Below are 25,914 nucleotides of genomic sequence, written 5' to 3' on the forward strand. Positions count from 1 at the left end.
AGGAGTCATTATGGAGCTTTCAGCGTTAACCGCTATCTCTCCGGTAGATGGTCGCTATGGCAGCAAGACCACGGAACTACGCAGCATTTTCAGCGAATTTGGTTTAATCAAATACCGTGTAACTGTTGAAGTTCGTTGGTTACAAGCTTTGTCTGCAGCAAGCGCAATCGCAGAAGTACCGGCATTTAGCGACGAGGCTAATGCTTTACTTAATGCCATTGTTGATAACTTTAGCGAAGCGGATGCAGCACGCGTTAAAGAAATCGAGCGCACAACTAACCATGACGTAAAAGCCGTTGAATACCTACTTAAAGAAAAAGTAGCAGACAACGCAGAGCTTAACGCAGTAAACGAATTTATTCACTTTGCATGTACTTCAGAAGACATTAATAACCTATCTCACGGTTTAATGCTAACAGAAGCGCGTGACAAAGTATTACTTCCATACTGTGACCAACTTCTAAATGCATTAAAAGAAAAAGCGGTTGAGTACAAGTCAGTTGCGATGATGACACGTACCCACGGTCAACCTGCTACTCCTTCTACAATGGGTAAAGAATTTGCTAACGTATACATGCGCTTAAAGCGTCAACGTGACCAAATTGCTAACGTAGAAATGTTAGGTAAAATCAACGGTGCTGTAGGTAACTACAATGCTCACCTAAGTGCATACCCTGATTACGATTGGCACAGCCACGCTGAACAATTCGTAACAAGCCTTGGTTTAACATTTAACCCGTTCACAACACAAATCGAGCCACACGATTACATTGCTGAGTTATTCGATGCGATTGCACGTTTCAACACTGTATTGCTTGATTTTGACCGTGACGTTTGGGGCTACATTGCGCTTAACCACTTCAAGCAAAAAACAATTGCAGGTGAAATTGGTTCTTCAACCATGCCTCACAAAGTAAACCCGATTGATTTTGAAAACTCTGAAGGTAACTTAGGTATTGCGAACGCAATTTTTGCACACCTTGCGCAAAAGCTACCTGTATCTCGCTGGCAACGTGACTTAACTGATTCAACAGTGTTACGTAACCTGGGTGTTGGTATGGGCTACACACTTATCGCTTACCAAGCGACATTAAAAGGTGTTAGCAAGCTTGAAGTAAATGAAGCGCGTTTACTCGAAGAACTAGATCAAAACTGGGAATTATTAGCAGAGCCTATCCAAACGGTAATGCGTAAATATGGTATCGAAAAGCCATATGAAAAACTTAAAGACCTTACGCGTGGTAAACGTGTAAACCAAGAAATCATGGCTGATTTCATCGATGGTCTTGAGTTACCTGAAGAAGCAAAAGTAGAAATGAAAAAATTAACACCGGCTAATTACATCGGTCGTGCTGTTGAGTTCATCGACAACTTAGCTTAAATTCAAACTAAGATTTTAAAAAGCGAAAGGCCTTCCTTTCGCTTTTTTTATACCACTTCGTTTAGGTCATGTTATGTATCAATTAACTATAAACTCATTAACCCAAGAGCAGTTTTTAGCCGAGTACTGGCAAAAGAAACCATTACTTATTAAGCAAGGCTTTAAGGATTTTTCTGATCCTATTGAGCCTGAAGAACTTGCCGGCCTTGCCATGGAAGAAAGTATTGAATCACGCATTGTCACCAATCACTCAGATGATTGGCAAGCATACCATGGCCCATTTGAAGACTTTAGTTTGCTAACTGAAAAGCACGCAACACTGCTCGTGCAAGCGGTTGACCATTGGCATAACGATGCTGCGCAATTACTGGAGCCATTTCGTTTTATTCCAAACTGGCGTATCGATGACTTGATGATCAGCTATTCTACGCCGGGTGGTGGCGTGGGACCGCATTTAGATCAATACGATGTATTTATTATTCAAGGTGAAGGTAAACGCCATTGGCGCGTTGGTTTACCTGATGCGAACTTAAAACAATTCGCACAAAATAAAAGCCTATTACAAGTTGAGCAATTTCCTGCCGTGATCGATTGTGTGTTAGAGCCGGGTGATATTTTGTATATCCCACCTGGTTGTCCGCATGAAGGCTATGCCGTTGAAAACGCGCTTAATTACTCTGTGGGTTTTAGAGCGCCAAATCAACGCGATTTACTCTCTCAATTTGCCGATCACCTCATTGATACTGAGCTTGGCAATCAACGATATGGTGATGCAGAGCTTAAATTGCGTACTTCAAAAGGTGAACTTAGCCAAGCTGAAGCTGAAAAAGTAAAGCAGCTTATGATTGCTGCGATTAATGATGACGAAGTATTCAAGACTTGGCTTGGTAACAGTATGAGCCAGCCAAAGCATGAGATGGATTTAGCCCCGCTAGAAGACCCATATTCATTAGATGATGTCATCGAGTTAATCAATGATGACGAGGTTGTTTTTGAGCGTTTAGGTGGTACCCGAGCTATCTACCAAGTTATTGACGATAAGATACTTTTAAGTATTAATGGCGTTAACTACATGCATGATTTAGATGAGCTTGAATTGATAACCAAGCTCACTGATCAAACTTGGCTGACCGCAGCTGACATAAATAGTTCAAAAAATAATCACATTTTCTTGAAAACCTTTACTACACTTTTAAATGAGGGTATTTGGTTTTGTTAGGAGCGTGTGTTTATGGGCTATCATATAGATGAAGTTGAATGGAGTATCGACAAGGAACTCTTACAGCAAATCCGAGAACGGGTATTTGTATGCGAATTACATATCCCTAAACACATAGAGTTTGATCACCTAGATAAAACAGCACACCACGTACTCGTTACAGATGAGTGTAAATGCCCGGTTGCAACCGGGCGTTTATGTAGTGATGGCCTCATTGGCCGTATTGCCGTTTTACCTGAGCATCGCAATCGCTCAGTTTACAAATCATTACTGACATACTTAGTCAATATGGCAGAAAAACAAGGCTGCGACTGTGTCAGTATTAATTGTATTTTGAATGAAGTTGATCGATTTAAACGTAATGGCTTTTCAGCAGATGGCTTAGTATTTATGGAAGCCGGTATTCCAAGACAACGAATGCTGTGCCCTATCAAGCAATTTGATACAAGGCCGTTCACTTTAGTGCATTAAGCGAATTGGCATCAATAAAAAAGCTGAATAACATTATTCAGCTTTTTTAATAGAAATTACGCAAATTGAGTTATGCTGGCTCGTTTTGCCACATTTCGTCTTTTTCAAAAAGTTCATATAAGCCATGAGCACGATTGATGAGTAGATTTGCGAAATCAACTTTGGTTTTATCTACCGCACCTGACTGCATCAGCTGATCAGCTTTCAATTGCCATTGCATCGAGAAATAACGTAATACTTCACGCGCGTTGCTAGCTGCACCAGCCTCAGCATGATCGGTTGGTAAACGACCGGTGATCACCCAATAGCTTTTACCGTTTTGTGCTCTAAATTTCCAAATAGCTACTAAAGGCGCAATAAAACGGCTTTCTTTTTCTACAACAGTTTGCGGAATAACGCCTTTTTCTGCTAAATGCTTTTGTGCATTTTGGAAACATTCTCTTTGCCAAATAACACTTTGTTTTTGCGCTTCGGCTTGTTCTTCTGGTGTTAATGGTCTTGCTTGTTTTTGTTCCATGGTGGTTACTCTTTTACAACATTTATGACACTTTAAGGTTTAAAATGGCGCCGTGCAAGTGTTTACGGGCTATCAAAGAGCATTTTAAATTACTTGCCTACTATTCATTCAAATCAGAAAGAAGAGTTAGGCTCAGTTAAAAATTGTAGCTCTTCGGGGGTTGATTCACGGCCTAAAATCGCGTTTCGGTGTGGGTAACGACCAAACCTATCAATAATCACTTTATGCTTTAGTTCAAATTCATAATTACTCATGCCTTTAAACAATTGTTCAGCATGTTGATGAATGACTTTCGATTCACTGTGCATAAACGGCATATAAATAAACGCCGCTTGAGAGCTAGGTAATTTTTTATCAAAGCCAAGTTCAATTGCTCTTTGCGCTAAGCTTAGGGCTTGTGGATCTTGGCTAAAAGCCTGTGCAGTGTTTCGATAAATATTCCGTGAGAATTGATCTAACACAATAATTTCAGCTAAAGAGCCTTGGGCATCAAGTCGCCAGTCAGCATGCTCTCCAGCGATAACCTGCAAAAGACACTCTGAAAACTCACGTGTAATTAATGCATCAATGTCATTAGATTGTTGATACCAAGCTTCTGGGCCCAATTCATTAAACCAAAAATCGATAATCCTTTGCTTATTCATAAACTCTCCTTAATTACCCAGTACTTTTGCCGGATCTACTCTAGTGGCTTGCCACGCAGGATATAAGGTTGCCAAAATAGCGAGAACAAATGTAACAATCACCGTGATAACGATATCCTGCCAAACTAATTTACTGGGTAAAAACTCTATAAAATAAACACCTTGCAACGGGTTATCGCCAAATAAGTTACTTGCCCAAATGAATAGTTCACTGATGTTTAACGCAAGCATTACGCCGATAATAGTGCCTAAGATCACACCAATTAAAGCTTGTGTAAAACCTTGCATTACGAAGGTTGCTAAAATGGTGCTATCTTGTGCGCCCATGGTTTTTAAAATCGCAATATTTGCTTGTTTTTCACGTACTTCCATCACTAATGAAGAAACGATATTAAAACTCGCTACGGCAATTATTAAAAACACCACGATATACACAATGGTGCGAACCATTTGAATATCTTGATATAAGCTACCCTGCGTCCTAAACCAACTCGAGACATAGACATAATCTGGTATAACTTGCCCCACACGCATCGCTGTTTGATGAGCCGCAAATACATCTTCTACTTGTAATCGTAATCCGGTTACTTGGTTTTCATCGAAACTCAGCACACTTTGCGCTTTATCAAGGCGAATGAAAGCAGCCGTTTCATCAATTGGGCCGCCCATTTTTATAATACCTGCAAGATTCAAGCTCACCCGCTTTGGTGCCAGTAAAGTGTTACTTTGCTGGTTTATCTGGGGAATTAATAAGGTAACTGGGTCGCCAATCTTAAGACCTAATCGGTTGACTATTTGCTGCCCTAACAGTACATCTTCTTGTTGTAACTGACTAACTAAACGCCCTTCTGTGAATTGGTTTAATGCCGACACTTGGTTTTCAAATTCGGGGCTAACACCACGCACTTCAACCGCTTTTAGCTCGCTTTTATATTGTGCCATGCCGTTAACACTAATAAATGGCGCAGCACCTGTAACACCTGCTTGAGAACGCAATAAAGCAACTTTTGACTGCCAGTTATTGATTGGTTTGTTAGGGGCAACATATTCAACCTGCGGAACTACCGATAAAAGTCGATGTACTAATTGCTGCTCAAAGCCATTGATCACTGAAAGCGCAACAATTAACACGGCGACTCCCAAAAGTATGCCGATTGTCGATGCTTTAGCGATGAAGCTAACAAACCCGTTTTGTCCGTCTTTTTGGCCACTATGGGCACGAAATCGTTTTGAAATAAAGGCACTAAGCAACATGCTGAGACTCTTTAATAGCAAGCTTACCATCGTCTAAATAGGCAATTTTGCCTAGTTTATCTGCAAGCTCTAAATCATGAGTTACCACAACAAAGCTGGTTTTTAAGCTGGTATTTAGCTCTTTGATTAAATCGTAAATCTTAATAGCGTTTTGTTTATCTAGGTTACCCGTAGGTTCATCGGCTAGCACTAAAGCAGGTTCGGTTACTAATGCACGTGCTATTGCAACCCGCTGCCTCTCACCACCTGATAACGCCGATGGTTTATGTTCGCTACGATGAGATAGCCCTACTTTATCTAGCATGTTACGGGCTTTTTCGGTTGCCGCTTTTGCGCTTAAGCCTTTAATTAATAATGGCATTGCAACATTTTCGATGGCAGTAAATTCCATTAATAAATGATGAAATTGATAAATGAAGCCCAAATTTTCATTTCGGAAACTGGCTTGTTGTTTACGGTTTAATTTAGCAACTTGCTGACCTTTAATTTCAACTTTACCTGAGCTTGCATTATCCAAGGTGCCTAATATGTGCAATAAGGTACTTTTACCGGAGCCTGAGCTACCAACAACGGCTAACATCTCACCTTGTTGAAGCGCTAAATCAACCCCTTTTAAAACAGCAACTTCGTTATCACCATCTTGATATACTTTGTTAAGCTGCTGACAATTGATAACTAAATCACTCATAACGTAATACCTCTGCTGGATTCACTTTTGCAGCTTTTCTGGCAGGATACAAGGTAGCTAAAAAGCTCATTGCGATACTCCCTGCGGCAATTAAACTCAAACTCATCACATCAAACTTAACGGGTAAACTCACACCGGCTAATAAATTGATGCCTAACATATTCAATAATTCATTAATGTTGCTACTTAATAGCACGCCAAGTAACGCACCAATGCTGGTACCAATTAGACCGTTGTATAAGCCTTGGATCATAAACACATGCTGTACTTGTAACGGAGTTAAACCCAGTGTTTGTAAAATAGCGACTTCACTTTGTTTTTCACTGACCATCATGGTTAATGCTGACACGATATTAAACACCGCAACGAGCACGATTAAGCCAAGTAACATCGACATAATGCGCTTTTCCATTGCCACAGCAGCAAATAGTGTCCCTTGGCTAGCTCGCCAATCAGTAACAGCGTAATCATTTAATATAGCTAACTGAGAGTGCAATACTTGTTCAACGGCAAAAGGTTCATATAGCGACACACTCAAATTTGGCGCAGCTGATTTTGGTAGCTTTAAAACCCGGCCTAACGAATAGCCACTGGTAAATGCCAATGACATATCAATTTCTGATTGTGTTTCATACAGTGCAGCAACGGTAAACAAGCGCTGACTCGGTACTCGACCAAGTGGGGTGTACGAACTGGCATTAGGCATGATCACCCGTACTTTATCCCCAAGCGAAATACCCAATTTGCGGCTCAAATAGCGGCTAATTGCAATGTGGTAATTGCTGTCCATTACTAAGGACCAATTACCGGCAACAATTTTATCTTTTACGTTATAAAGGGAGCTTCCTTCATCATAGAGCCCTTGTAACAACACACCATGCAAATCTTGGTTAGTTTGTAAAATGGCTTCACCATGACGATACAGGTTAACTTGTTTAATATCTTGAGAATTTTCTAGTTGCTGCTTTAACTGCAACATGGTTTCTTTCGAATTACCCTCAGCTGATACTTCAATATGAGGAATTAAACCGAGCATGTTGGTTTTAAGGTTATTCTCAAAGCCATTCATTACCGAACTAACTGTAAACAAGGCCATTAAGCCAATAGCAATGCCCGCGATAGAGAAAAATGAAATAAATGAGATAAAGGCATTACCCTTTGAGGAGCGACTATATCTCAGCCCTATAAAAAGGCTAACAGGTTGAAACATAATGAGTTGTGGGTATTCCAAGGGCTAAATATGCGCCCATGTTAGCATACATTTAGCCAGCATGGGATGCGTGAAATTGTAAAAAATAATTATAAATCTGATACTTGAACACTAGCTACTAAATGGTCTAGCAATGCTTTTACATTGGTTGCTATAAATTGCCTTGGCGGGTATACCCCCCATACTCCTTCAGGTTCAGGTGCAACATTCGAAAGTACGGCTGTCAAACGGCCATTGGCTAGGTGTTCATTTACATAGTAATCCGGTAATTGCACGATGCCTAACCCTTTTATTGCAGCATCAACCAATGCCCAACCACTATTACAGGCTAAGCGACCAGCCACTTTAATGTGCTTATCTTGGCCCTGCTCTTTTACCCGCCAATAACTGTTATTACCGATAAGGCAATGATGTTGATGTAATTCACTGACGCTGTGTGGTTGACCAAAATTATTAATATATTCAGGGCTACAGCATATAACGAGTCTGCGCTGGCTAATACGGCGTGCTTTTAATGTTGAATCTTTTAAGTGGCCAAGTCGAATTGCTAAGTCATACCCTTCTTCGAGTAAATTAACTTGCTCATTACTTAAATGACTGATCACTTCAATATCTGGGTGCTTTTGCATAAACGAGTGCACTGCTGGCATGATATAGCTTTCACCGTACATCACAGGTGCCGTTAATTTTATACTGCCTTTAGGTGTCAGTTGCTGCTCTGCAAGCAGTGCCGTGGCATCATCCATGGCATGCTGTAATTGTTTTGTTTGATGCGCAAACACTTGACCCTCTTGTGTTAGCACAACTTTACGCGTTGTTCGGGTTAGCAGCTGTGTGTTCAATCGCTCTTCCAATTGACTCACATACCGGCTTACATGCGCCACTGACATACCCAGTAGTTTACTTGCTTTTGTAAAACTGCCCGTCTCTGCTACCGCTAAAAACTCATCAATTCCGTGCCAACGATTCATTATTACCATAGTGTAAAAGTGTTTTAATAAAACGGAGATTATCATTCATTGAGAAACAAATAAAATAGACTAAGTTTAATACTTACTTCCAACAACTATAAGGGAACGTTATGACTGATTTTATTAAATCAAAAGCGGCTATCGCTTGGGGTCCAAATCAACCACTATCAATTGAAGAAGTGGATGTAATGATGCCTAAAAAAGGCGAAGTGCTTGTAAAGATTGTTGCTACCGGTGTTTGTCACACAGATGCATTTACTTTATCTGGTGAAGACCCTGAAGGTATTTTCCCAGCAATCCTTGGCCATGAAGGTGGCGGTATCGTTGAAGCCATCGGTGAAGGCGTAACGCACGTTGAAGTAGGCGATCATGTTATTCCTCTTTACACTGCTGAATGTGGCGAGTGTAAGATGTGTAAATCGGGTAAAACAAACTTATGCTCTGCGGTACGTGAAACGCAAGGTAAAGGTTTAATGCCAGATGGCACAACGCGTTTCTATAAAGATGGCCAGCCAATTTATCACTACATGGGTTGCTCTACGTTCTCTGAGTACACTGTATTACCAGAGATTTCACTTGCTAAAGTAAGTAAAGAAGCGCCGCTTGAAGAAATTTGTTTACTTGGTTGTGGAGTAACAACCGGTATGGGTGCTGTTACTAAAACAGCAAAAGTTCAAAAAGGCGATACAGTCGCTATTTTTGGCTTAGGTGGTATCGGTTTATCAGCGATTATCGGGGCGAAAATGGCGGGTGCAAGCCGTATCATTGGTGTTGATATCAACACCAGTAAATTTGATCTTGCTACTAAATTAGGCGCAACTGATTTAATCAATCCTAATGACTTCGACAAACCAATTCAAGAAGTTATCGTTGAGATGACTGATGGCGGTGTTGATTTCTCATTTGAATGTATCGGTAACGTTAATGTAATGCGCTCTGCTCTTGAGTGTTGTCACAAAGGTTGGGGTGAATCGGTAATCATTGGTGTTGCAGGTGCAGGTCAAGAGATCTCTACTCGTCCATTCCAACTAGTTACGGGTCGTGTATGGCGCGGTAGTGCATTTGGTGGCGTTAAAGGTCGCTCTGAATTACCAGAGATTGTTGAGCGCTATATGAATGGTGAGTTTGCGTTAAATGATTTCATTACGCACACCATGAAACTTGAAGATATCAATGAAGCTTTCGACTTAATGCACGAAGGTAAGAGTATCCGCTCTGTAATTCATTATTAATCTTTTAATTTGGCGCTAGGTATCAACCTAGCGCCTTTGTTTCAAGGATGTGGTTATGCTAGAAAACATAAGCTCAACAAAAGTCAGTGGTGGCTGGCATAAACAATATACCCACCAAGCTAGCAGCACACATTGTGCTATGCGCTTTGCAATATTTTTACCACCTGGTGCCAGCGAAACCAATAAAGTACCCGTCATGTATTGGTTGTCAGGTTTAACCTGTACTGATGAAAACTTTATGCAAAAAGCCGGGGCATTTAAAAAAGCGGCTGAACTGGGTATTGCGATTGTCGCTCCAGACACTAGCCCGCGCGGTGAAAATGTTCCTGACGATGAAAATTACGATTTTGGTCAAGGTGCTGGCTTTTATGTCAATGCGACTCAAGCGCCTTACAATGTTCACTACAACATGTACGACTATGTTGTTTCTGAGTTACCTGCACTTATCGAAGCACACTTCCCTGTGACGTCTAAAAAAGCCATTACGGGTCACTCTATGGGTGGTCACGGTGCATTGATGATTGCACTTAAAAACCCTAAACAATACGTCAGCGCCAGTGCTTTTAGCCCGATTGTGAACCCGATTAATTGCCCTTGGGGTGAAAAAGCATTTAGCAATTACCTTGGTAGTGATAAAGCAAGTTGGCTTGAATACGACAGCTGTGAATTAATGAAAAAAGCCGTCGCTGAAGATTATTTACCCATGCGTATTGATCAAGGTGAGGCTGATAATTTCTTAGCTGAGCAACTCAAAACTGAGCACTTATTTGCTGTCGTAAACGAGAAAGATTACCCAGCCGAAATTAACATGCACGCGGGTTATGATCATAGTTACTTCTTTATCAGCAGCTTTATTGATGAACACCTAATGTTCCATCAAAAATATCTGTGATTAATATCTCATTTTTAGTGTGAGGACTTAGCTTCCTCACACTCTTTAATACTGCGTGTGATTTGCCTACAAACTAACTGTGGTTGTTGTTCTTCTGGTTTGAGTAAACCAATAACAGCGCTATCAATTTCAAAGCCTAACTTTGCAAATGAAAAGCCGTCGGCATCGGTTACAGTTCTGTTAGTTTGATTTGCATTTGTGGTTGCAAGATTTGTTGGTTGTGAGTTTTTTGCATAGCCATCGACTAATGACCCTGCCACTGTACATCCAACTAATTGGTAACTAAATAAGAAAGTGACAAGTTTTAGACTGTTACTCATCATTAAAACTATCCATTAATGTGGGCCTTTTTTTCGGCTCAGCTTTAACCTCAACACATTCTTTTACTGCGCGACTAATTTGACGACATTTAAGCTCAACATCCTTATCTTTGCTGCTATTCTCTAAGCCTTCAATAATCGCTTTGTCGATTTCATAACCTAACATTGTCATGGTCATACCATAGTTGACTCGGTCGTTATCTTTTTTATCTGCATAGGCACTTGGAGGCTGTGCTTGGCTAGCGCGCCCACCAATACCATCAGCAACTAGGCCGATTGCAGTACAGCCACTGAGCAAACTAACAGAAAGTATAAGATACAGAGATTTAAGCATCGGTCCTCCAATACACTTAAGCTTATTTTGTAAGCATAATAACAAACGCGTAATTTAACTGTAAAAAACTGTAGATTAATCACAAATATCGCGAATAAACTCTTTTAGAAATCCGACTAATTGTAAAAGGAATATTAATAAAAAAGGCAAAGCGCCTAAAATTGCGACGCTACGATTTAACGGCTCATCTTGTAACAGTAATAATGCAAAGCTGCATATGAATAATGCTAAACACCATGCGTAGAGTGTCACACGGTTATTTTGCTCAGAGCCAACCAGCTCTCTTATGACCAAAATTGCAGAGTCAGCGGATGTAGCAACAAATATCAATAGTAATAACAAACTTGCCCAAATAAACACGGTTCCTTGCCAGTCTAATTGATTAAAAAATACAAACAAGCCTTGGCTATAATCCTGTTTTATTGCGACTAAAATGCCCGCTTGATTGAGTCTATCCCATTCAATTGCTGCACCAGAAAAGGCCGAAAACCAAACAATAGTGACTAAAGTTGGAATACACACAACCGCCAAAATAAATTGCCAAACCTTGCGCCCCTGACTAATTTTAGCCAGGAACACACCAACAAATGGCCCCCACGCTAACCACCAAAAGTAATAGTTATATGTCCAATGAATGGCCCAGTCAGGCGTTTTTAATTGGCTATCAAATTGCCAAGTGCCGGTCGCAAGTAACTGTAAATAGTACCCAGTTCCATCTAATGCAATTTTAATAATGGGCGCAATCGGCACAACAGTTAATAACCAGGTTAGTAAAGCAAAGGCCAAGACCACATTGAATATACTCAGTGACTGTACCCCGCGTCGTAATCCAAATTTAACCGACAGCGAATAAATAACGGCTAACAAACAAACGATTAATGAACCCACTAATAATGTTGAAGTAACCCCCAACTCGATTTCTACACCTTTACTGATCAGTAAAGTCGAGTTTGCTATGGTGCCGACGACACCAAAAAAAATAGCGATTACCGCAATTAATTTCACAACAAATGACACTGTAAATTTTGCAGACTTATCTATCTGATTACCAAGAGCAGTTAAAACAGGTGCACAAATATCACCTGACTTACCACTGTATTGCGTTAATCCACCAAGCACTAACGCAAACACCGCATAAAGTCCCCATGCATGGGCGCCCCAATTAACCAAGGTTAAAGCGAGACTACTGGCTAGTCGGTCTGGGTATAAGCTTTGTTTAAGTGGAGGGTCGAGAGAATGTAATGCTGGCTCTGCTACGCCCCAAAAAACCAAGCCAGATCCCATTCCCGCTGCAAACAACATAGCAAACCAGCCAAAATTAGAATACTCGACCACAGCCTGCTCGCCCCCCACTTTACGACTTCCGAGTGGGCTAATGGCTAAAATAATGATGGCAAACAATAAAAAATTCACCAATAAGAAAAAACTGCTCCCTGTCCATTTTAAAATCATTTGTACAAACGGCTGTACTTGCTCAGTGATAACACTAGGTAAAATAACAGCTATCAGTGCACCAAACATACACAGTGCAAGCGCGGTCTTTTCAAGAGAGGAGATGGAATGTTTCAATGTGAAGCCTATTTAGTCAGCGTGTTTAGCATACTGTTAGCATGGCTGAAATTCAAACAGCCAAAAGGCTGAAAAAATGACATAGCACTGCGTAAAAATCGCAAATTATACCAAGCCCTCCTTTTTTAAACCCGGCTACATGTCCCTAGTTTCCTCATTTTATTCAATTTGTTGATCGGGTATTGAAATTGCAACGCAATCACAATCTAGATAGCAAGGATCAAAACATGGACTTTAATCTCGATTGGCATGAAATACTCGATAACTTAATTCATTTAGGAATTGCCTACTTACTTGCCCTCCCTATGGCATTTGATCGAGAAAAAACCAGTAATGGTGCAGGTCTTCGAACATTTCCTTTAGTTGCCGTTGCATCATGTGGTTATGCATTAGTGGGCATGTCTGTTTTGACAAGCTCTGAAGCCGAATCAAAAGTGCTCGAAGGGATTATCACGGGTATTGGTTTTATTGGCGGTGGCGCCATTTTGAAGAATAAGAATTCAACGTATGGAACAGCCACAGCAGCCAGTATTTGGAACATGGGACTCATCGGCATTGCTGTGGCATTTAGTCGTTACGAAATCGCCTTTCTAATGGCACTGATTAATTTCGTAACGCTTAAGTATGTAAAACGCTTAAAGTAAGCAATTAACTAGCGTCAAATTTTGAGTTAACGATAGCATAACCAGTTTGTTTAACTTTAATCTCAGCTGGGTTTGCAGATTTAACTAATAAACCGCAGCGTCTGCTTTGCTCATCAATAACGTAGTTAACTGACTCACTTGCTTCAAGATCAACGACTTGATCAGCACAGCGGATCTGCAATTTAGAGACATCGCTCGCGCCTTCAATTTTGATTGAACCGCGAGATAAAGATAAATAAGACAGCTTATCTTTTGAAACATTGATTTGTGAGTTAATCTGCGGTGTACGGGCTAATAAGTCATCAATTTGCTTGATGGTGGCAAGTTTGTTTTCTTCTGAAAACGCTTTTCCTTCAATATTATCCAATGCATAAATTGCATTGTAAGCAAGGTTAAAATCGCCCTTAAAGCTGTACCATTGTAGAGCACTTTTAGCGACTAAATACTGTATATCAGTTGGCAGTTTTGCTCGCAGTAAATAGGCAACAGATAACTGTTCGTCAAAGCCAAACCATTGTTGTTGATGGTAATAATATTGGCTTTTCAACCAAGCAAATAATGCCTGCTCAGAGGTGTTTTTAGTATGATCTTTATATAACTCAGCCAATGCTAATTCAGCTTTTTTAAACTCTTTCGCTTGTAGCATTTTATTGATTTCATCGTATTCATTAATAAAACCACGGCTCGCTTTATCATTAGAGTACCCGTTAAAATACTTACCTACTTCAAATGAAAACAGGTAACCACCTTCAACTGTTTTGCCTTCTTTTGTCGCGGGGGCAAACTCTAAGTTTGTTAAATATTTCTCTGCGTTTTCTTCGCTACCGCGAGTATCAGATGCCATGATCACTTCAATGTCTTTTGCCTTACCTTGCGTATCAACCACATAAGACATTAATGCCCAGCCTTCTAAGCGAGAGCCATTGTAACTACCGGGATAACGGGGGTTTGTATTTTTAACGATATAGGCAGAGGTAGCAGCTTGAACATCAACGCCTAAGTCATTGACATCTCGAGCTAAAGACTGAGTAGGTAATGCGATAAGTGAACAAAGTACAGCGAGTTTAGTTAATTTAATCATGAGTAATTGCTCCAATTCCCTTTGATAGGAACATTTATAGCACTAAAAAAGGCGCTTTAAAAGCGCCTTGCAATCAAGAATGTGCTTAAACATGCCTTGATCTTAAAACATATCCTGATAAGGGTTTGATTTTGATAATAAAACTTTTTTATCAAAACCTGGAATTGTCATTGAATCTTCACTAATTTCAATGTCATTTTCGTCAATTAAGCCATCACCAAAGCGATAAATAAGTTCATAATGACCTAAATCAGCCTGATGTTGGTAGTCAGCTTGCGCTTGGGCTACCTGAGTGTGACGGTCTTGATATTGCGCCATAACCTCATCACCATGCCGCTTTGCGAGCATCTTCAATGTAATTGCCGGTGATAACACAGTCGCTGTAGCATTGTTACCGCCAAACCCTTTGGAGTTAATGAATGCAATGTCCATTGCATCACATTGATAATGTTCTGTACGAATATCTAAATGTTGGCTGTACACATCATCTGCTACTTTATCGATTGTCGTAATACCCGGCATAATGTTGTGGCTAAATACACCTAATGCCATAGCCAATTGATCACCACTGGCAGGCGCAATGGTATGGCCAACATACGCTTTAGGCGCAGCAACCTTCCAATTATCAATTGCAAATGTCTCTGCCACTTTATGATAGATCAGTGATTCTGTTACGCGGTTTTGCGGTGTACTTGAGCCGTGTGCCAAAATAAAGCTACGCTTTTGTACCGCCTCTTGACCAACAATACTGCTGGCTAGTGCAACAGATTTTGCCATCGTAATGTAGTTACCAGGGCCCGGTGCTGTAATTGATTTTTTAATACCATCGGCATTAACGAACACATCTGCAACGCTGCCTAACACATCTGCACCTAACTCTAATGCCAATGCATCATCCATTAAAATAGCAACCTGGGCACCTTCACCAATTGTAAAACCACAGTTTTCTCCAAATGGACGGCTGGTACGGCGATGATCAACTACATCTGAATTATCAAGACGCTTTAAACCCTCTTCATTCGCAAGTGCGCTCATATTGCCAAAGCCTTCAACGATTTCAGGTGTAATTGCACACTCAACAGACGCCACAATAGCCACTCGAGTACGACCCGCTTGAATATCGTTTACTGCTGCACGCAGGTTATATAAAAACGTGGCACATGCCCCTGATGTGGTAAAGGTTGTACCCACATTACCTGTTACATAGGCATTGATAAAGTCAGTCGACATGGTGTTTAAGCCAAGTGCAAGTTGCTTTGTGCTCACACGGTCGCCCTGCTGACGCGCACGAATAAGTCCACCAAAGCCTTCATCATCAACTTGACCCGCAACTGAAGCTGAATAAGTGCCAATTTGATCAGGCTCAACGCTGTTCATTACCTGCTGCCATGGCAGACCTGTCGAACGAATTGCATCAGTTGCGGCAAAAATAGTCGCTTGCAGGCCTCTTGGTTGATAACGGCTGTTATACATAGCCGAAGGTTCAAAACCTGTTGGTAATTGACCTGCCGCTTTAATTGGATTATCACGGGTACTGTCATGTTTAATAGCAAGATCAGCAGTAATTGTGACTTTCACTTTTTTATCGCTTAACTCTTCAACCTGCCAAGCACTTGGTACCGGGGTTGGTAAATCACGGCGGCGCGTTTCAAAAACAATCTGCTGTTCATCTGACGCTGTTAACGTCATTTTTTGCTGCCATGGCGTTGCATCCACATCGAAGTGATTTTTTTCAATTTTACGAATAAGTGTGCCAGCTAATATTTGTTCACCGAACTTAGCTTCGATGTCTGATTCAGCAATGCTATTGCCGTCAGCATCTTTGAGTACACCTTCAGTAAGAGTGACTAAGTTCATTAATGTCGCTAAGCCTAAAAATGTCTCCTGACGGGCTTTAGCGTCTAAGCTGTCTAACACGATACGACGATAACCTTGATGAAAAGAAGTGCGGCCTGCGGCATTAATACCACCCATACCGACAATAACGGGTAATGCTGTCATAAAAAACCTTGAGAAAACGTGTTATGAGAATTAAGCCAAGTTTAAATGGATTAATTAACACACTTTATGCTTAAATAGCCAAATAACCTGCACAACAGGCCAAAAACAACTGGTCGGAGCAATTTGAGTGACGAAACTTCAACACGTAAAAGCCATTGAAATTAGTATTTTGGTTTATCCCCATTTACTAATAACCAGTTTAACCTTGCCTATCGAAATGCTCAGAGCTGGTGAGGCCTTTGCTAAAAGCCATCGTCAGCAGAACGAATTTAAACCTCTCAACATCAATTTAGTGGCAAGTAGTCTAAAAGCGATCCCTAATCGTACTGGGCTGGCAATTATGCCCGATTGCGAAACCGTCACAGCGCCTGCTAGTGACTTAATTATTGTGCCTGGGATTTGGCGAAACCCGCGTCCTGTGGTGAGCAAGCAGCAAAGTTTGGTGAATTGGCTTGGTGATTCTTGGCAGCAAGGCAGCCATATCATTGGTGTTGGAACAGGTAATTGTTTAGTTGCCGAAGCAGGGTTATTGGATGGCCACCCTGCTACCACTCACTGGCATTACGCAGAGCAATTTAAACGTGACTACCCTAAAGTGCAGCTTAAGCCTGACTTTTTCATCACACAGTCTGAGCGCATGTATACAGTTGCGAGTTTAAATGCCCTTGCCGATGTTATTGTGCATATTATTAGTCAATATTACGGACGAGAAGCGGCGCAACATGTTGAGCGTAATTTCTCCCATGAAATTCGTAAGCCCTATGAAGATCAGCGCTACCTTGAGGGTGCCGTCGATAAACACCCTGATGAACTCATCGCACAAATTCAATTTTGGCTAAAAAACAATTTAACCTCCGAACTGACTCTGCAAGAAATTGCAGCACAATTTAGTTTAAGCTACCGCACCTTTACGCGCCGCTTTCGTCAAGCCACCAGCCAAACCCCTGTTGAGTATTGGCAACAGCTTAGAGTACAAACCGCAAAAGAGTTATTAGCGTCTTCAAATTTATCAATTCAAGAAGTTGCCCTAGAAGTAGGTTATAACGACCAAGGCCATTTAACTCGGGTATTTAAGAAAGTACTCTCACAAACACCCAGTGAATACCGTACCGTCGTTAGACGAAAACTATTTGGCTAACTCTAAATAGCGAGAAATGTTCTAAGTCTAAGTCAGATAAATCATATTTAAGTTGCTGAATTAAAAATTATTACTAAGCTTTTAGTTAGTTGTATTGGTATTTGTTTGAGTAAGAAAAAATGTATCAGCTTGATTATGATGAATTAGTGCAAAGTTGGAATAAAACGCTCGAAGTTTTAGCCTTGTTTGCCGATGTACCCGTCGCCTTAGTAATGAAGGTAGAAAATAATATTATTAGTGTTTTTTCTAAAAACGATAATCAAGCAAACCCCTATGAAATTGGTGATAATGAAGAGTTAGAAGATTCAGGTCTTTACTGTGAGCATGTATTAAAAACCCAGAACTTACTGAATATCCCCAACGCTCTTATTGATGAGGACTGGAAAGAAAACCCAGATATCAAACTTAATATGATTTCTTATTTAGGTTTACCAATATGTGCTGGAGACACCACACCATTTGGCACTATTTGTATCCTTGATAGCAAACCCCATGAATACACAGAGCCTGTCATAAAACTACTCGAAACCATAAAGCAAAGCTTTGAAACGCAACTCAAATTGTTATACCAACAAAAGCAAGCGTTTGAACAACAACAATTTGCAGAACTGGCTACTCTAATTAGAGGGATTGCCCACGAGCTCAACACGCCACTTGGTAACTGCATTACCGCAGTTGATGTCACTCAACTTGCTGTCAAAGAAACACAAACACGGCTTGTGAAAAAACGCCTTAGCCAACAAGCCTTACAAAGCACATTAGAAACATTAATAAATACCAATGAACTCTTAGACAGAAACTTAACTTCATGTGCTTACAAGATACGTATTTTACAAGATTTGCTTTATACCAAGTCACAATCAAGTAAAACAATCATGACGTTAGCTCAGCTTTCGGAGTCACTGTACAAACACTTAGAAGAACAAATAAAACATCGTGGTATCAAATTAGATATTAATTATCAAAACCCTCACAGCCAATTCGAAGTTGAATTAGACTTGCTAAAACAAGTACTTTTTATTTTGCAGCAAAACTCAATTGAGCATGCGTTCAACAACATCGAAAACCCTGCTATAGAAATTGATATATATGATTTTGATGAGGTATTAAAAGTTCACTACACCGATAATGGCACCGGTATCAGCATAAGTGAACAAAACTCCATTTTCACCCCATTTTATAAAGGTAAAAACAACCAATCAGGTATTGGGCTTGGCCTCAGCATTGCGAAGAAGATAGTTACTCAACAACTACAAGGTGAAATCTGTGTTCAAGAAAGTAACAACGGCGCACACTTTTTGATTAGTTTACCGAAGTAAGTAAATTAGTTTAAATGTCTTTTGTAAATAAAATTTTGCTAGTCTGTGGGCAGCCTCTGTCTTCATAACCCACTATTGCATAGTCATTTTTGATAAGCAGACTCAGCATTGCAGGAAAACGGTTCATCGACTTAACTTTTATAGCTCGATAGCTGTGGGCTTTAACCCATGCTTCTTGCGCGTTTAGTAAAGCCTGCGCAATGCCCTTCCCTCTACATTCTGGCGCAACCGCGCCAAGCCAACTATAAAAGGTGTTTGAATCTAACGCATAACCCAGTTTGTAGGCCACAGGCTTATTATCGATATAGGCAACTAAAGCTAGGTGCTCAACATCTGCACACTGTGCTTGTAATTTGCTAAGGGTATTTCGGCCATCAAACTCAGGAATTTGACTATCAACAAGTAACAAATCGTCTAAACTAGCAGGCTTTATCGTGTAACAAGGCTCCATGACTCACTCTAATCTATTATCTAACTTCACTTTTCTTTTCGATAATACAACTTTGAATAGCGTTTTACACGGGCATGCACGCCGCGACCTAAACTCTTAAATTTAGCTTCAAGTACATCTACACCATATAAAATACCTACTACTAGCACAGATAGTTTTATTGCAGCTAGTAAGTTGTCGGTGGCAATGACAACACCAATTGATGCTAATACCCAGATCGTTGCAGCGGATGTTACACCAACTACCGCGCCATCTTTTGCAAGCATTACTCCGGCACCTAAAAAGCCAATACCGGTGATAATTTGGCCCACTACACGTGAATGGTCTATCACATCGCCATGCAACATAAATGCAGTAGCAAGAAATAAGTAGGTACCTAACACAATGAGTGCGGAGGTACGAATACCAACAGGCTTACCGCGTAACTGACGCTCCATACCAATAATTGCGCCGCAAAATGCGGCGCTACCAATTGCTGACCAAGAATAAGGGGCAATATCAAATAAACTACTCAGAGTCACTGTACTTCCAAATCAAACTAACAATTAAAATTATAAATAAAAGGCCATCGCAGTGCTGAGTCTTGATGAACCAAAACTCGCCATTTTGTTAAAATCAGCTTTGGCTATTGGGACATGCTGACAATCAATCGCCAATTGTTTTTCGTTTTCACAAAACGGGTCATGCACGTACAAGCAATGCTCATCAATATGCGTTACACACACCCAGTGCGGTGACTTTTTACCATCAAACCGATAGGTGCTGATCAATAAAACCACCGCTTTACCCTCAGCAAGCCAATCTTCAATGGAGGCCAAGGTTAACTCTTGATACCTCACAGGCAGTTTTGCAGCTATTGCTTCAGCCACAAACTGATTGTGTACGGTATGCAAAATGGCTTTTTTCTTTTCGCTTCTTACCCCGTCAATAAACAAAGTATCACGGGTATTTAAAACTACATCAGCTTTAAAACCACGTTTCATTGCAGCAAGTGCTAACCCTAGAGGATGGCAACCGCCATGCCCTGAAGTCATGAAGATAGTCGTGGCTTCACGCCATATATCCAGCTCTTTGAGTTGGCTCATTGCGGTATCATTCAAGGATGACATTGCCATTAATAGCGCCGCAGGACCACAGGTAAACTCGGTTGTTTGCTGATACCAAGGCGTGTGCTTATCGGCATTAAATTCGATATTACGACGAATGTTTTTTTGCATTCGATGGGCATCACTATGGTCATCATAATAATCACTATAATGACCAAACACCTGGTAACCCAGTTTTTCATATAAACGAATTGCTGATTGGTTGTTTACCGCAACTTCTAAACGCATGTATAAACGGCCCCGTTTAGCCGTTTCATTTTCAAGCGCAAGTAGTAACTTTGAAGCAATACCTTTACCTTGCTGAGATTGCAAAACCGCCAGTGAATATAACCGAGCAAGGCGCGTCCCTTTGTGGCACCACACTAAACCATAACCAACCAGTTGATTATCTACCTCAGCCACCATCAATAAGCCGTGGCTTGCGCTGATCCAGCGTTTTAAACTACGGCTACTTAATCTATCTTGGCTAAAGCTTTGCTCTTCAATGGCAACAAGAGCCGTCAAATCCGTTGCATTGGCAAAGCGGATTTGACAAACAGATGCGTTCATTAACCGCGGCCTCGTGCTTCTAGGCGTTGTTTAAACTCATCCATAATGATCATATAAAGCTCATCACCTAAATAGGCATCTTCGACTTTATGGTCGATACTCGGGTTGTCATTCACTTCTAACACGTATGCTTTACCTTGATGCTCTTTAACATCAACACCATACAAACCTTTACCCACCGTTTTACAGGCTTTTAATGCTGCATCAAGTACCACTTTAGGTAGCTCAAACGTTGGCAAGGTTTCAAAACCACCTGAGAAAAAGCGTTTTGCATCATGGTTGTAAATTTGCCAGTGATTACGCGCCATTAAATAACGACACGCATAAATTGCACGGCCATTTAACACCCCGACACGCCAGTCGTATTCGGTGTACATGTACTCTTGTGCAAGCACAAGTGCACTAAACTCAAACAGTTCTGTTAACTTAGCAACTAACTCATCACGAGTAGCAACTTTAAATACGCCTTTTGAGAAAGAGCCTTCTGGCATTTTTAATACCAGTGGGTAGCTAAAGTTTGCTTCTAAACTTTCAATTGTCTCTTCACGTGTATCAGCCACAACGTGAGTTTTTAAACTCGGCACTTTTTGATAATTAAAGGCATCGTGCAAATACACTTTATTACAACAGCGCAGTATTGACTCTGCATCATCAATCACCACTAACCCTAAGCTTTGTGCTTTACTCGCTAAACGATAGGTTGGATGGTCGATGGCCGTTGTTTGACGAATAAATAGCGCATCAAATTGTGCAATATTGGTAATTTCATCAAATGTCAGTGCTTGAGCATAAATACCATGTTTAGCGGCTGCTTTAATAAATTTAGCAATGGCATCTTTATCACTTGGCGGCACTTTTTCTTGGTGATCAACCAATATAGCCATATCCCAACGGTAACGACGTTTTTTATCGTGAATGCGCCACACAGACTCGGTAAAGCTACTAAGTTGTTTTACAAACTCTGTAAAGCCAGTGTCATCTAATGATGCAATCGTGCCTTGCTTCACAACTCCTTGCTCATCACACACCAAAATAGGCGCAGGATATTGTGAGAATAATGCTTTGGTTGCTTTACTTTGCTGCTCTTGATCTGTGTGACCAAAAAAGACAGTGCCACCAGCAAGCTCTTTATGACGCGTGCTGTGCTCATCGCTACGGAGCGCATTAATTGTTTTTACACTCGGTAATACCTGATGCTTTCTCGCTTCAGCAAGCAAAGAACAATAATAACCTTTACTTAAATACTGCCCTGTATCACACAAGTTTAAAATGCGCGTTTTTGGCTCATTATGTTTTGGGTAATCACGTAAGTAGGTGTCAAAGGTAATGACATTTTCGAAATTTTGAGCAATACGTTGCTCATTGTTATCAACCACAATCAAGGTTTTAAACACGACTTTTCCTAAATTAAGTCTTATGAAAAAAATGAAAACACCCAACCAATTAAGTGAACGCATGAGGCTAAACTTCACTTAACTAGATGGGTGCTTAAAATACCAATACCCGAGAATTGGTAATTGCGCGTATTGGTATAAGCCTTAAGCTTGATGTGATTTATAGAGGGTTTTTAGCTTTGTGACCAACGAGTTATTTTTTACCTTAAGATGAAATTTATTGATTAATAAATTTTCTTGGTCAGCATATTTCTGCAATGCTGTAAAACTGCTTATTACCTGCAATTGTCAGTGTTACTTCATCATCGACTTGCTTACCAATCAGTTGTTTACCTAACGGCGCTTCTCGGGTTACAACATAAATGGGCTGCTGTTTTACGGTGACCATTAAGCCACCTGCACTTGGGCCTAAAAAAAACCACTTTGAGTTATCGTGCTCATCGATAAGACACACTAATGCACCTTCGCGAACCTTATTAAATTCGCTTTCTTTAAACACCGTATTGAATGCCTGAATATCACGGTAGCACTCATTAACTCGCTCAGCTTGCCCTTGCGCTAAATAAGCGGCTTCTAAACCCAAGGTATCGTATTGAGTTTCAGCAACACTTTCTTCGTGAGTTGCTGCATCATGGGCCGCTTTTGCCGCTTCTTTAGCGTTTTGCAGTTGTGCCTCAAGCGCAAAGCGTAAATGTTCAATTACGTGTGTTTTATTCATATCAAAGCAGTTAAAACAGAAAAGCCGCTATTCTATGGAAAAATAGCGGCTGATGAAAGTAAGTTATAAAACTGACTTACGGCATCTCCATATAGGCTTTGGTTTTATCATCCAGTGTTTGGGTGTAATTTTCTGAACTTAACCCCAATAACTGCGGCAAGGTCGCGGCGATACAAATCGATGAGAATGTCCCCACCACAATGCCCACAAATAACGCGATAGCAAAACCCGTTAATGCAGCCCCTGCAAGCAGCCAAATACAGGCAATGGTCGCAAGTGTTGTGCCTGAGGTGATCAATGTACGCGTTAACGTAGAGCCAATTGCATCATTAATCACAACATGGGTATTTATGCGTTGATTGTCTGGCTGAATACGTAAAAGCTCTCTGACTCTGTCGCCAACAATAATTGAGTCATTTAATGAATAACCAATAATAGCCAGTAAACTCGCCAGCACGGTTAAATTAAACTCAAGCCCTAGCAAAGAAAACAAACCAAGCACTAAGATTAAATCATGTAACAGTGCAACCACTGAACCTACTGCGAGTCGCCATTCAAAGCGCACGGCAAGATAAACCATAATTGCAATCAGCGCTGCAAATAAAGCTAAACAGCCCTGTTCAAAAAGCTCATCACCCACTTGTGAGCCTAAAAATGAGCTAGATAATACGCTATAGTCGACGCCTTGTTCATTCAGCTCTGCTTGCCAAGTACTCGCTTTGCTAGCCTCTGGTGCTTCTCTTAAAACAAAGTGATATTCACCCGCTTTACTGATGGCTAATTTACTCGCAACCTCGGGGCTTAACTTTGCCTTTAAATCAGCAATTGTCGTGACTGACGTTGTGTTAATTTCCGTGATGTAGCCACCTGTAAAATCAAGGCCAAAGTTTAGCCCTTTTACAGATAAAACACTTAAGCTCGCGATGACTAAAACACAACTTAGCAGTAATCCTAAAACGCGCGCTTTACTCGGTGCAGTTAATGTTGACCAACTCATGCTTTAGCCCCCGTTAAATTAGTTAGTTTTATGTAGAGTGTTTGGCTAAGCGCTTTCGAAATATAAACGCCAGTAAAAACACTGGTTAATAGCCCAAGTGCTAACGTGATTGCAAAGCCTTTCACCGGCCCATAACCAATGGCATATAAAATAATTGCCGTGATCATCGTAGTCACATTGGCATCAAAAATGGTCGTAAATGCTTGGTTATAACCTTGCTCAATCGCTTGATATGTAGGTCGACCTTTACGCTTCTCTTCTTTTATTCGCTCAAAGATAATCACATTGGTATCCACTGCCATCCCTATCGTCAGAACAAGCCCTGCAATACCCGGTAAGGTCAGCACAACCCCCGGTAATAATGACATTAAACCAACTAAAGCTGTTAGATTAAGCAATAAAGCAATATTGGCAATCAGCCCTAAGCGACGATACCAAAGCGCCATAAAGGCAAGGGTAATACCGATACCCAGCATTAACGCTGCTAAACCGTGTTCAATGTTTTCACTACCTAAGCTTGGGCCTATGGTTTGTTCTTGAACAATGGTCACTGGCGCTGTGAGCGACCCTGCGCGTAGTAAAAGCGCTAAATCGTAAGCTGCTTGCGGGCTTTTCATATTAGTAATGCTAAAACGAGAACTTAAATGCTGGGCAATGTTTGCTACATTGATCACTTCGCTTTTTTTCACAACGTCGCCATTCGCATCCCGCGAGTATTCAGAATACACCGTGGCCATTGGTTTACCTATGTTGTGCTTTGAAAAAGCAGACATCGCATCGCCACCTTGCGAATCTAAACTAAGCTGAACTAAAGGCTTGCCCCATTCATCTTTGCCAACACTGGCATTATTAATGTGATCACCTGAAAAAATCGCCATCGGATTTAAATTAACAACGCCACCGCCTTGTACATTAAACGCTTTACCACCGACTTCGACGACCTGGTAAAAATCAAGGGTCGCAGTTGCACCAATAATACGTTTCGCTTCTGATGGGTCCTGCACACCGGGTAACTCAATACGAATGCGCTGCTTACCTTGTCTTTGCGTTACCGCTTCAGTAATACCAAGCTCTTCAATGCGACCACGCAGGGTTGTTAAGCTTTGCGCCATAACTTGTTTATTGAATTCGTTTTGGCTTTGCTCATTAAAATGCAGTAATACCGTGGTTAGGTTATTCGTTGTTGATTTAGTTTGCATCAGGCCTTTGAATTGACCTTGTAACGTTGAGACAAGTCCTGCAAGTTGCTCCTCACCACTTGGTAAAATTTGTAACTCAACCCCATCTTTTACTTCACTTGCCCGGATCCCACGAATTTTGTCTTTACGAAGCGTCAATTTAGTTTGTTGATACACACTGTTTAAGTGCTCTTGCATTGCTTTATCTAGGTCAACATCAAGCACAAATAAAACGCCACCATTTAAGTCGAGTCCTAATTTAATCGGTGAAAGACCCAGCTGCTGGAGCCATTGTGGGCTTGTCGCATGCTCAACAATTTTAGCCTCTAGCTGTGGGTATTGCGTTTTTATAAAGCTCAACGCATTAGCACTTTGAGTCGGCTCAGCTAATAAAATAGCCAGTTGTGCTTGGCTATCATTGGCTTCAGTCACTTCAAAACCATGTTGATTTAGTGACGTTGTCACACTTTGCAGCGTCACAGTTTGATCTGGCAAGCTAATGTGCAACCAAGATTTGTTAGGGTAAAGGTTAGGTAGTGCGCTAACCGCTAATAAAATACACGCCGCTATCATAGCGACATAACTCATTTTTAGACGACGCCATAGCGCCGGCTTAGATTTATGTGACATACATGA

General features: G+C 40.9%; 26 protein-coding genes. 8 read left to right on the forward strand and 18 right to left on the reverse strand.

Features of this window, described 5'->3' with window-relative positions:
• The first annotated feature begins 10 nt into the window (after positions 1–10).
• From purB to CWC28_RS11035, 3 genes are all read left to right on the forward strand, one after another.
• On the forward strand, positions 11–1,381 hold the full coding sequence (gene purB, locus CWC28_RS11025) for an adenylosuccinate lyase (protein WP_063705605.1): 1,371 nt from the start codon (positions 11–13) through the stop codon (positions 1,379–1,381).
• 73 nt (positions 1,382–1,454) lie between these two features.
• Positions 1,455–2,600 carry a cupin domain-containing protein gene (locus CWC28_RS11030; RefSeq protein WP_063705607.1) on the forward strand — a complete coding sequence of 382 codons (1,146 nt, stop codon included), beginning with the start codon at positions 1,455–1,457 and terminating at the stop codon, positions 2,598–2,600.
• Positions 2,601–2,612: 12 nt separating this feature from the next.
• Positions 2,613–3,071 carry a GNAT family N-acetyltransferase gene (locus CWC28_RS11035; protein WP_063705610.1) on the forward strand — a complete coding sequence of 153 codons (459 nt, stop codon included), beginning with the start codon at positions 2,613–2,615 and terminating at the stop codon, positions 3,069–3,071.
• A 70-nt stretch (positions 3,072–3,141) separates the two neighbouring features.
• Here CWC28_RS11035 and CWC28_RS11040 read toward each other — a convergent pair whose 3' ends face one another.
• The 6 genes from CWC28_RS11040 to CWC28_RS11065 all read right to left on the reverse strand — a co-directional run bounded on the left by CWC28_RS11040 (position 3,142) and on the right by CWC28_RS11065 (position 8,355).
• On the reverse strand, positions 3,142–3,588 hold the full coding sequence (locus CWC28_RS11040) for a DUF4826 family protein (RefSeq protein ID WP_063705612.1): 447 nt from the start codon (positions 3,586–3,588) through the stop codon (positions 3,142–3,144).
• Between the two features lie 113 nt (positions 3,589–3,701).
• Positions 3,702–4,232, reverse strand: a complete 531-nt coding sequence (locus tag CWC28_RS11045; RefSeq protein WP_138625151.1) for a DUF924 family protein — start codon at positions 4,230–4,232, stop codon at positions 3,702–3,704.
• A gap of 9 nt (positions 4,233–4,241) precedes the next feature.
• Positions 4,242–5,486, reverse strand: coding sequence for a lipoprotein-releasing ABC transporter permease subunit (locus CWC28_RS11050; protein WP_138625152.1), 1,245 nt, complete (start codon positions 5,484–5,486; stop codon positions 4,242–4,244).
• Positions 5,476–6,174: a lipoprotein-releasing ABC transporter ATP-binding protein LolD gene (gene lolD, locus CWC28_RS11055; RefSeq protein ID WP_105180439.1), complete on the reverse strand. Its 699-nt coding sequence runs from the start codon at positions 6,172–6,174 to the stop codon at positions 5,476–5,478. The genes CWC28_RS11050 and lolD overlap by 11 nt, the downstream gene beginning before the upstream one ends.
• Positions 6,167–7,384: a lipoprotein-releasing ABC transporter permease subunit gene (locus CWC28_RS11060; RefSeq protein ID WP_138625194.1), complete on the reverse strand. Its 1,218-nt coding sequence runs from the start codon at positions 7,382–7,384 to the stop codon at positions 6,167–6,169. Before CWC28_RS11060 ends, lolD begins: the two co-directional genes overlap by 8 nt.
• Positions 7,385–7,473: 89 nt before the next feature.
• Positions 7,474–8,355: a LysR family transcriptional regulator gene (locus CWC28_RS11065; protein ID WP_082874086.1), complete on the reverse strand. Its 882-nt coding sequence runs from the start codon at positions 8,353–8,355 to the stop codon at positions 7,474–7,476.
• Positions 8,356–8,465: 110 nt separating this feature from the next.
• Here CWC28_RS11065 and CWC28_RS11070 point away from each other — a divergent pair, with 110 nt between their 5' ends.
• Both CWC28_RS11070 and fghA read left to right on the forward strand, forming a co-directional pair.
• Positions 8,466–9,587: an S-(hydroxymethyl)glutathione dehydrogenase/class III alcohol dehydrogenase gene (locus CWC28_RS11070; RefSeq protein ID WP_063705626.1), complete on the forward strand. Its 1,122-nt coding sequence runs from the start codon at positions 8,466–8,468 to the stop codon at positions 9,585–9,587.
• A 55-nt stretch (positions 9,588–9,642) separates the two neighbouring features.
• Positions 9,643–10,479, forward strand: coding sequence for an S-formylglutathione hydrolase (gene fghA, locus CWC28_RS11075; protein WP_138625153.1), 837 nt, complete (start codon positions 9,643–9,645; stop codon positions 10,477–10,479).
• Positions 10,480–10,493: 14 nt separating this feature from the next.
• Here fghA and CWC28_RS11080 read toward each other — a convergent pair whose 3' ends face one another.
• The 3 genes from CWC28_RS11080 to CWC28_RS11090 form a co-directional block, all read right to left on the reverse strand.
• Positions 10,494–10,802 carry a hypothetical protein gene (locus tag CWC28_RS11080; RefSeq protein ID WP_105174054.1) on the reverse strand — a complete coding sequence of 103 codons (309 nt, stop codon included), beginning with the start codon at positions 10,800–10,802 and terminating at the stop codon, positions 10,494–10,496.
• On the reverse strand, positions 10,792–11,133 hold the full coding sequence (locus CWC28_RS11085; RefSeq protein ID WP_138625154.1) for a hypothetical protein: 342 nt from the start codon (positions 11,131–11,133) through the stop codon (positions 10,792–10,794). Before CWC28_RS11085 ends, CWC28_RS11080 begins: the two co-directional genes overlap by 11 nt.
• A 75-nt stretch (positions 11,134–11,208) precedes the next feature.
• Positions 11,209–12,702 carry a BCCT family transporter gene (locus CWC28_RS11090; RefSeq protein WP_249324966.1) on the reverse strand — a complete coding sequence of 498 codons (1,494 nt, stop codon included), beginning with the start codon at positions 12,700–12,702 and terminating at the stop codon, positions 11,209–11,211.
• 227 nt (positions 12,703–12,929) lie between these two features.
• Between CWC28_RS11090 and CWC28_RS11095 the strand changes: the two genes are divergently transcribed.
• Positions 12,930–13,346 carry an MgtC/SapB family protein gene (locus tag CWC28_RS11095; protein ID WP_063705635.1) on the forward strand — a complete coding sequence of 139 codons (417 nt, stop codon included), beginning with the start codon at positions 12,930–12,932 and terminating at the stop codon, positions 13,344–13,346.
• Between the two features lie 4 nt (positions 13,347–13,350).
• Here the strand turns inward: CWC28_RS11095 and CWC28_RS11100 are convergent, their stop codons facing one another.
• Both CWC28_RS11100 and CWC28_RS11105 read right to left on the reverse strand, forming a co-directional pair.
• The gene (locus CWC28_RS11100; RefSeq protein ID WP_063705637.1) at positions 13,351–14,427 is read right to left on the reverse strand and encodes an energy transducer TonB; all 1,077 of its coding nucleotides are present in this window, start codon (positions 14,425–14,427) and stop codon (positions 13,351–13,353) included.
• 102 nt (positions 14,428–14,529) lie between these two features.
• Positions 14,530–16,428, reverse strand: a complete 1,899-nt coding sequence (locus tag CWC28_RS11105) for a beta-ketoacyl synthase (RefSeq protein ID WP_063705639.1) — start codon at positions 16,426–16,428, stop codon at positions 14,530–14,532.
• Positions 16,429–16,555: 127 nt separating this feature from the next.
• Here CWC28_RS11105 and CWC28_RS11110 point away from each other — a divergent pair, with 127 nt between their 5' ends.
• A complete protein-coding gene (locus CWC28_RS11110; RefSeq protein ID WP_063705641.1) occupies positions 16,556–17,566 on the forward strand; it encodes a GlxA family transcriptional regulator in 1,011 nt (336 codons plus the stop codon).
• Positions 17,567–17,685: 119 nt separating this feature from the next.
• Positions 17,686–18,885 (forward strand): GAF domain-containing sensor histidine kinase, encoded by a 1,200-nt coding sequence (locus CWC28_RS11115; RefSeq protein ID WP_138625155.1) that lies wholly within the window; start codon positions 17,686–17,688, stop codon positions 18,883–18,885.
• Positions 18,886–18,895: 10 nt separating this feature from the next.
• On the opposite strand, the gene CWC28_RS11120 is transcribed toward CWC28_RS11115, so the two are convergent.
• The 7 genes from CWC28_RS11120 to secD all read right to left on the reverse strand — a co-directional run bounded on the left by CWC28_RS11120 (position 18,896) and on the right by secD (position 25,908).
• Complete coding sequence (locus CWC28_RS11120; protein WP_105180434.1) at positions 18,896–19,336, reverse strand: GNAT family N-acetyltransferase; 441 nt, start codon at positions 19,334–19,336, stop codon at positions 18,896–18,898.
• 26 nt (positions 19,337–19,362) lie between these two features.
• Complete coding sequence (locus CWC28_RS11125) at positions 19,363–19,857, reverse strand: MgtC/SapB family protein (RefSeq protein ID WP_063705648.1); 495 nt, start codon at positions 19,855–19,857, stop codon at positions 19,363–19,365.
• Positions 19,858–19,887: 30 nt separating this feature from the next.
• Positions 19,888–20,991 (reverse strand): GNAT family N-acetyltransferase/peptidase C39 family protein, encoded by a 1,104-nt coding sequence (locus tag CWC28_RS11130; protein WP_063705650.1) that lies wholly within the window; start codon positions 20,989–20,991, stop codon positions 19,888–19,890.
• Complete coding sequence (locus tag CWC28_RS11135; protein ID WP_063705652.1) at positions 20,991–22,385, reverse strand: RimK family ATP-grasp domain-containing protein; 1,395 nt, start codon at positions 22,383–22,385, stop codon at positions 20,991–20,993. The genes CWC28_RS11130 and CWC28_RS11135 overlap by 1 nt, the downstream gene beginning before the upstream one ends.
• 241 nt (positions 22,386–22,626) lie before the next feature.
• Positions 22,627–23,103: a GreA/GreB family elongation factor gene (locus CWC28_RS11140; protein ID WP_138625156.1), complete on the reverse strand. Its 477-nt coding sequence runs from the start codon at positions 23,101–23,103 to the stop codon at positions 22,627–22,629.
• A gap of 76 nt (positions 23,104–23,179) precedes the next feature.
• Positions 23,180–24,100, reverse strand: a complete 921-nt coding sequence (gene secF / locus CWC28_RS11145; protein ID WP_063705657.1) for a protein translocase subunit SecF — start codon at positions 24,098–24,100, stop codon at positions 23,180–23,182.
• On the reverse strand, positions 24,097–25,908 hold the full coding sequence (gene secD / locus CWC28_RS11150) for a protein translocase subunit SecD (RefSeq protein ID WP_063705660.1): 1,812 nt from the start codon (positions 25,906–25,908) through the stop codon (positions 24,097–24,099). Before secD ends, secF begins: the two co-directional genes overlap by 4 nt.
• Between the last annotated feature and the right edge of the window lie 6 nt (positions 25,909–25,914).

Source organism: Pseudoalteromonas sp. S4492 (genome assembly GCF_005886115.1).
GTDB classification, from domain to species: Bacteria; Pseudomonadota; Gammaproteobacteria; order Enterobacterales; family Alteromonadaceae; genus Pseudoalteromonas; species Pseudoalteromonas gelatinilytica.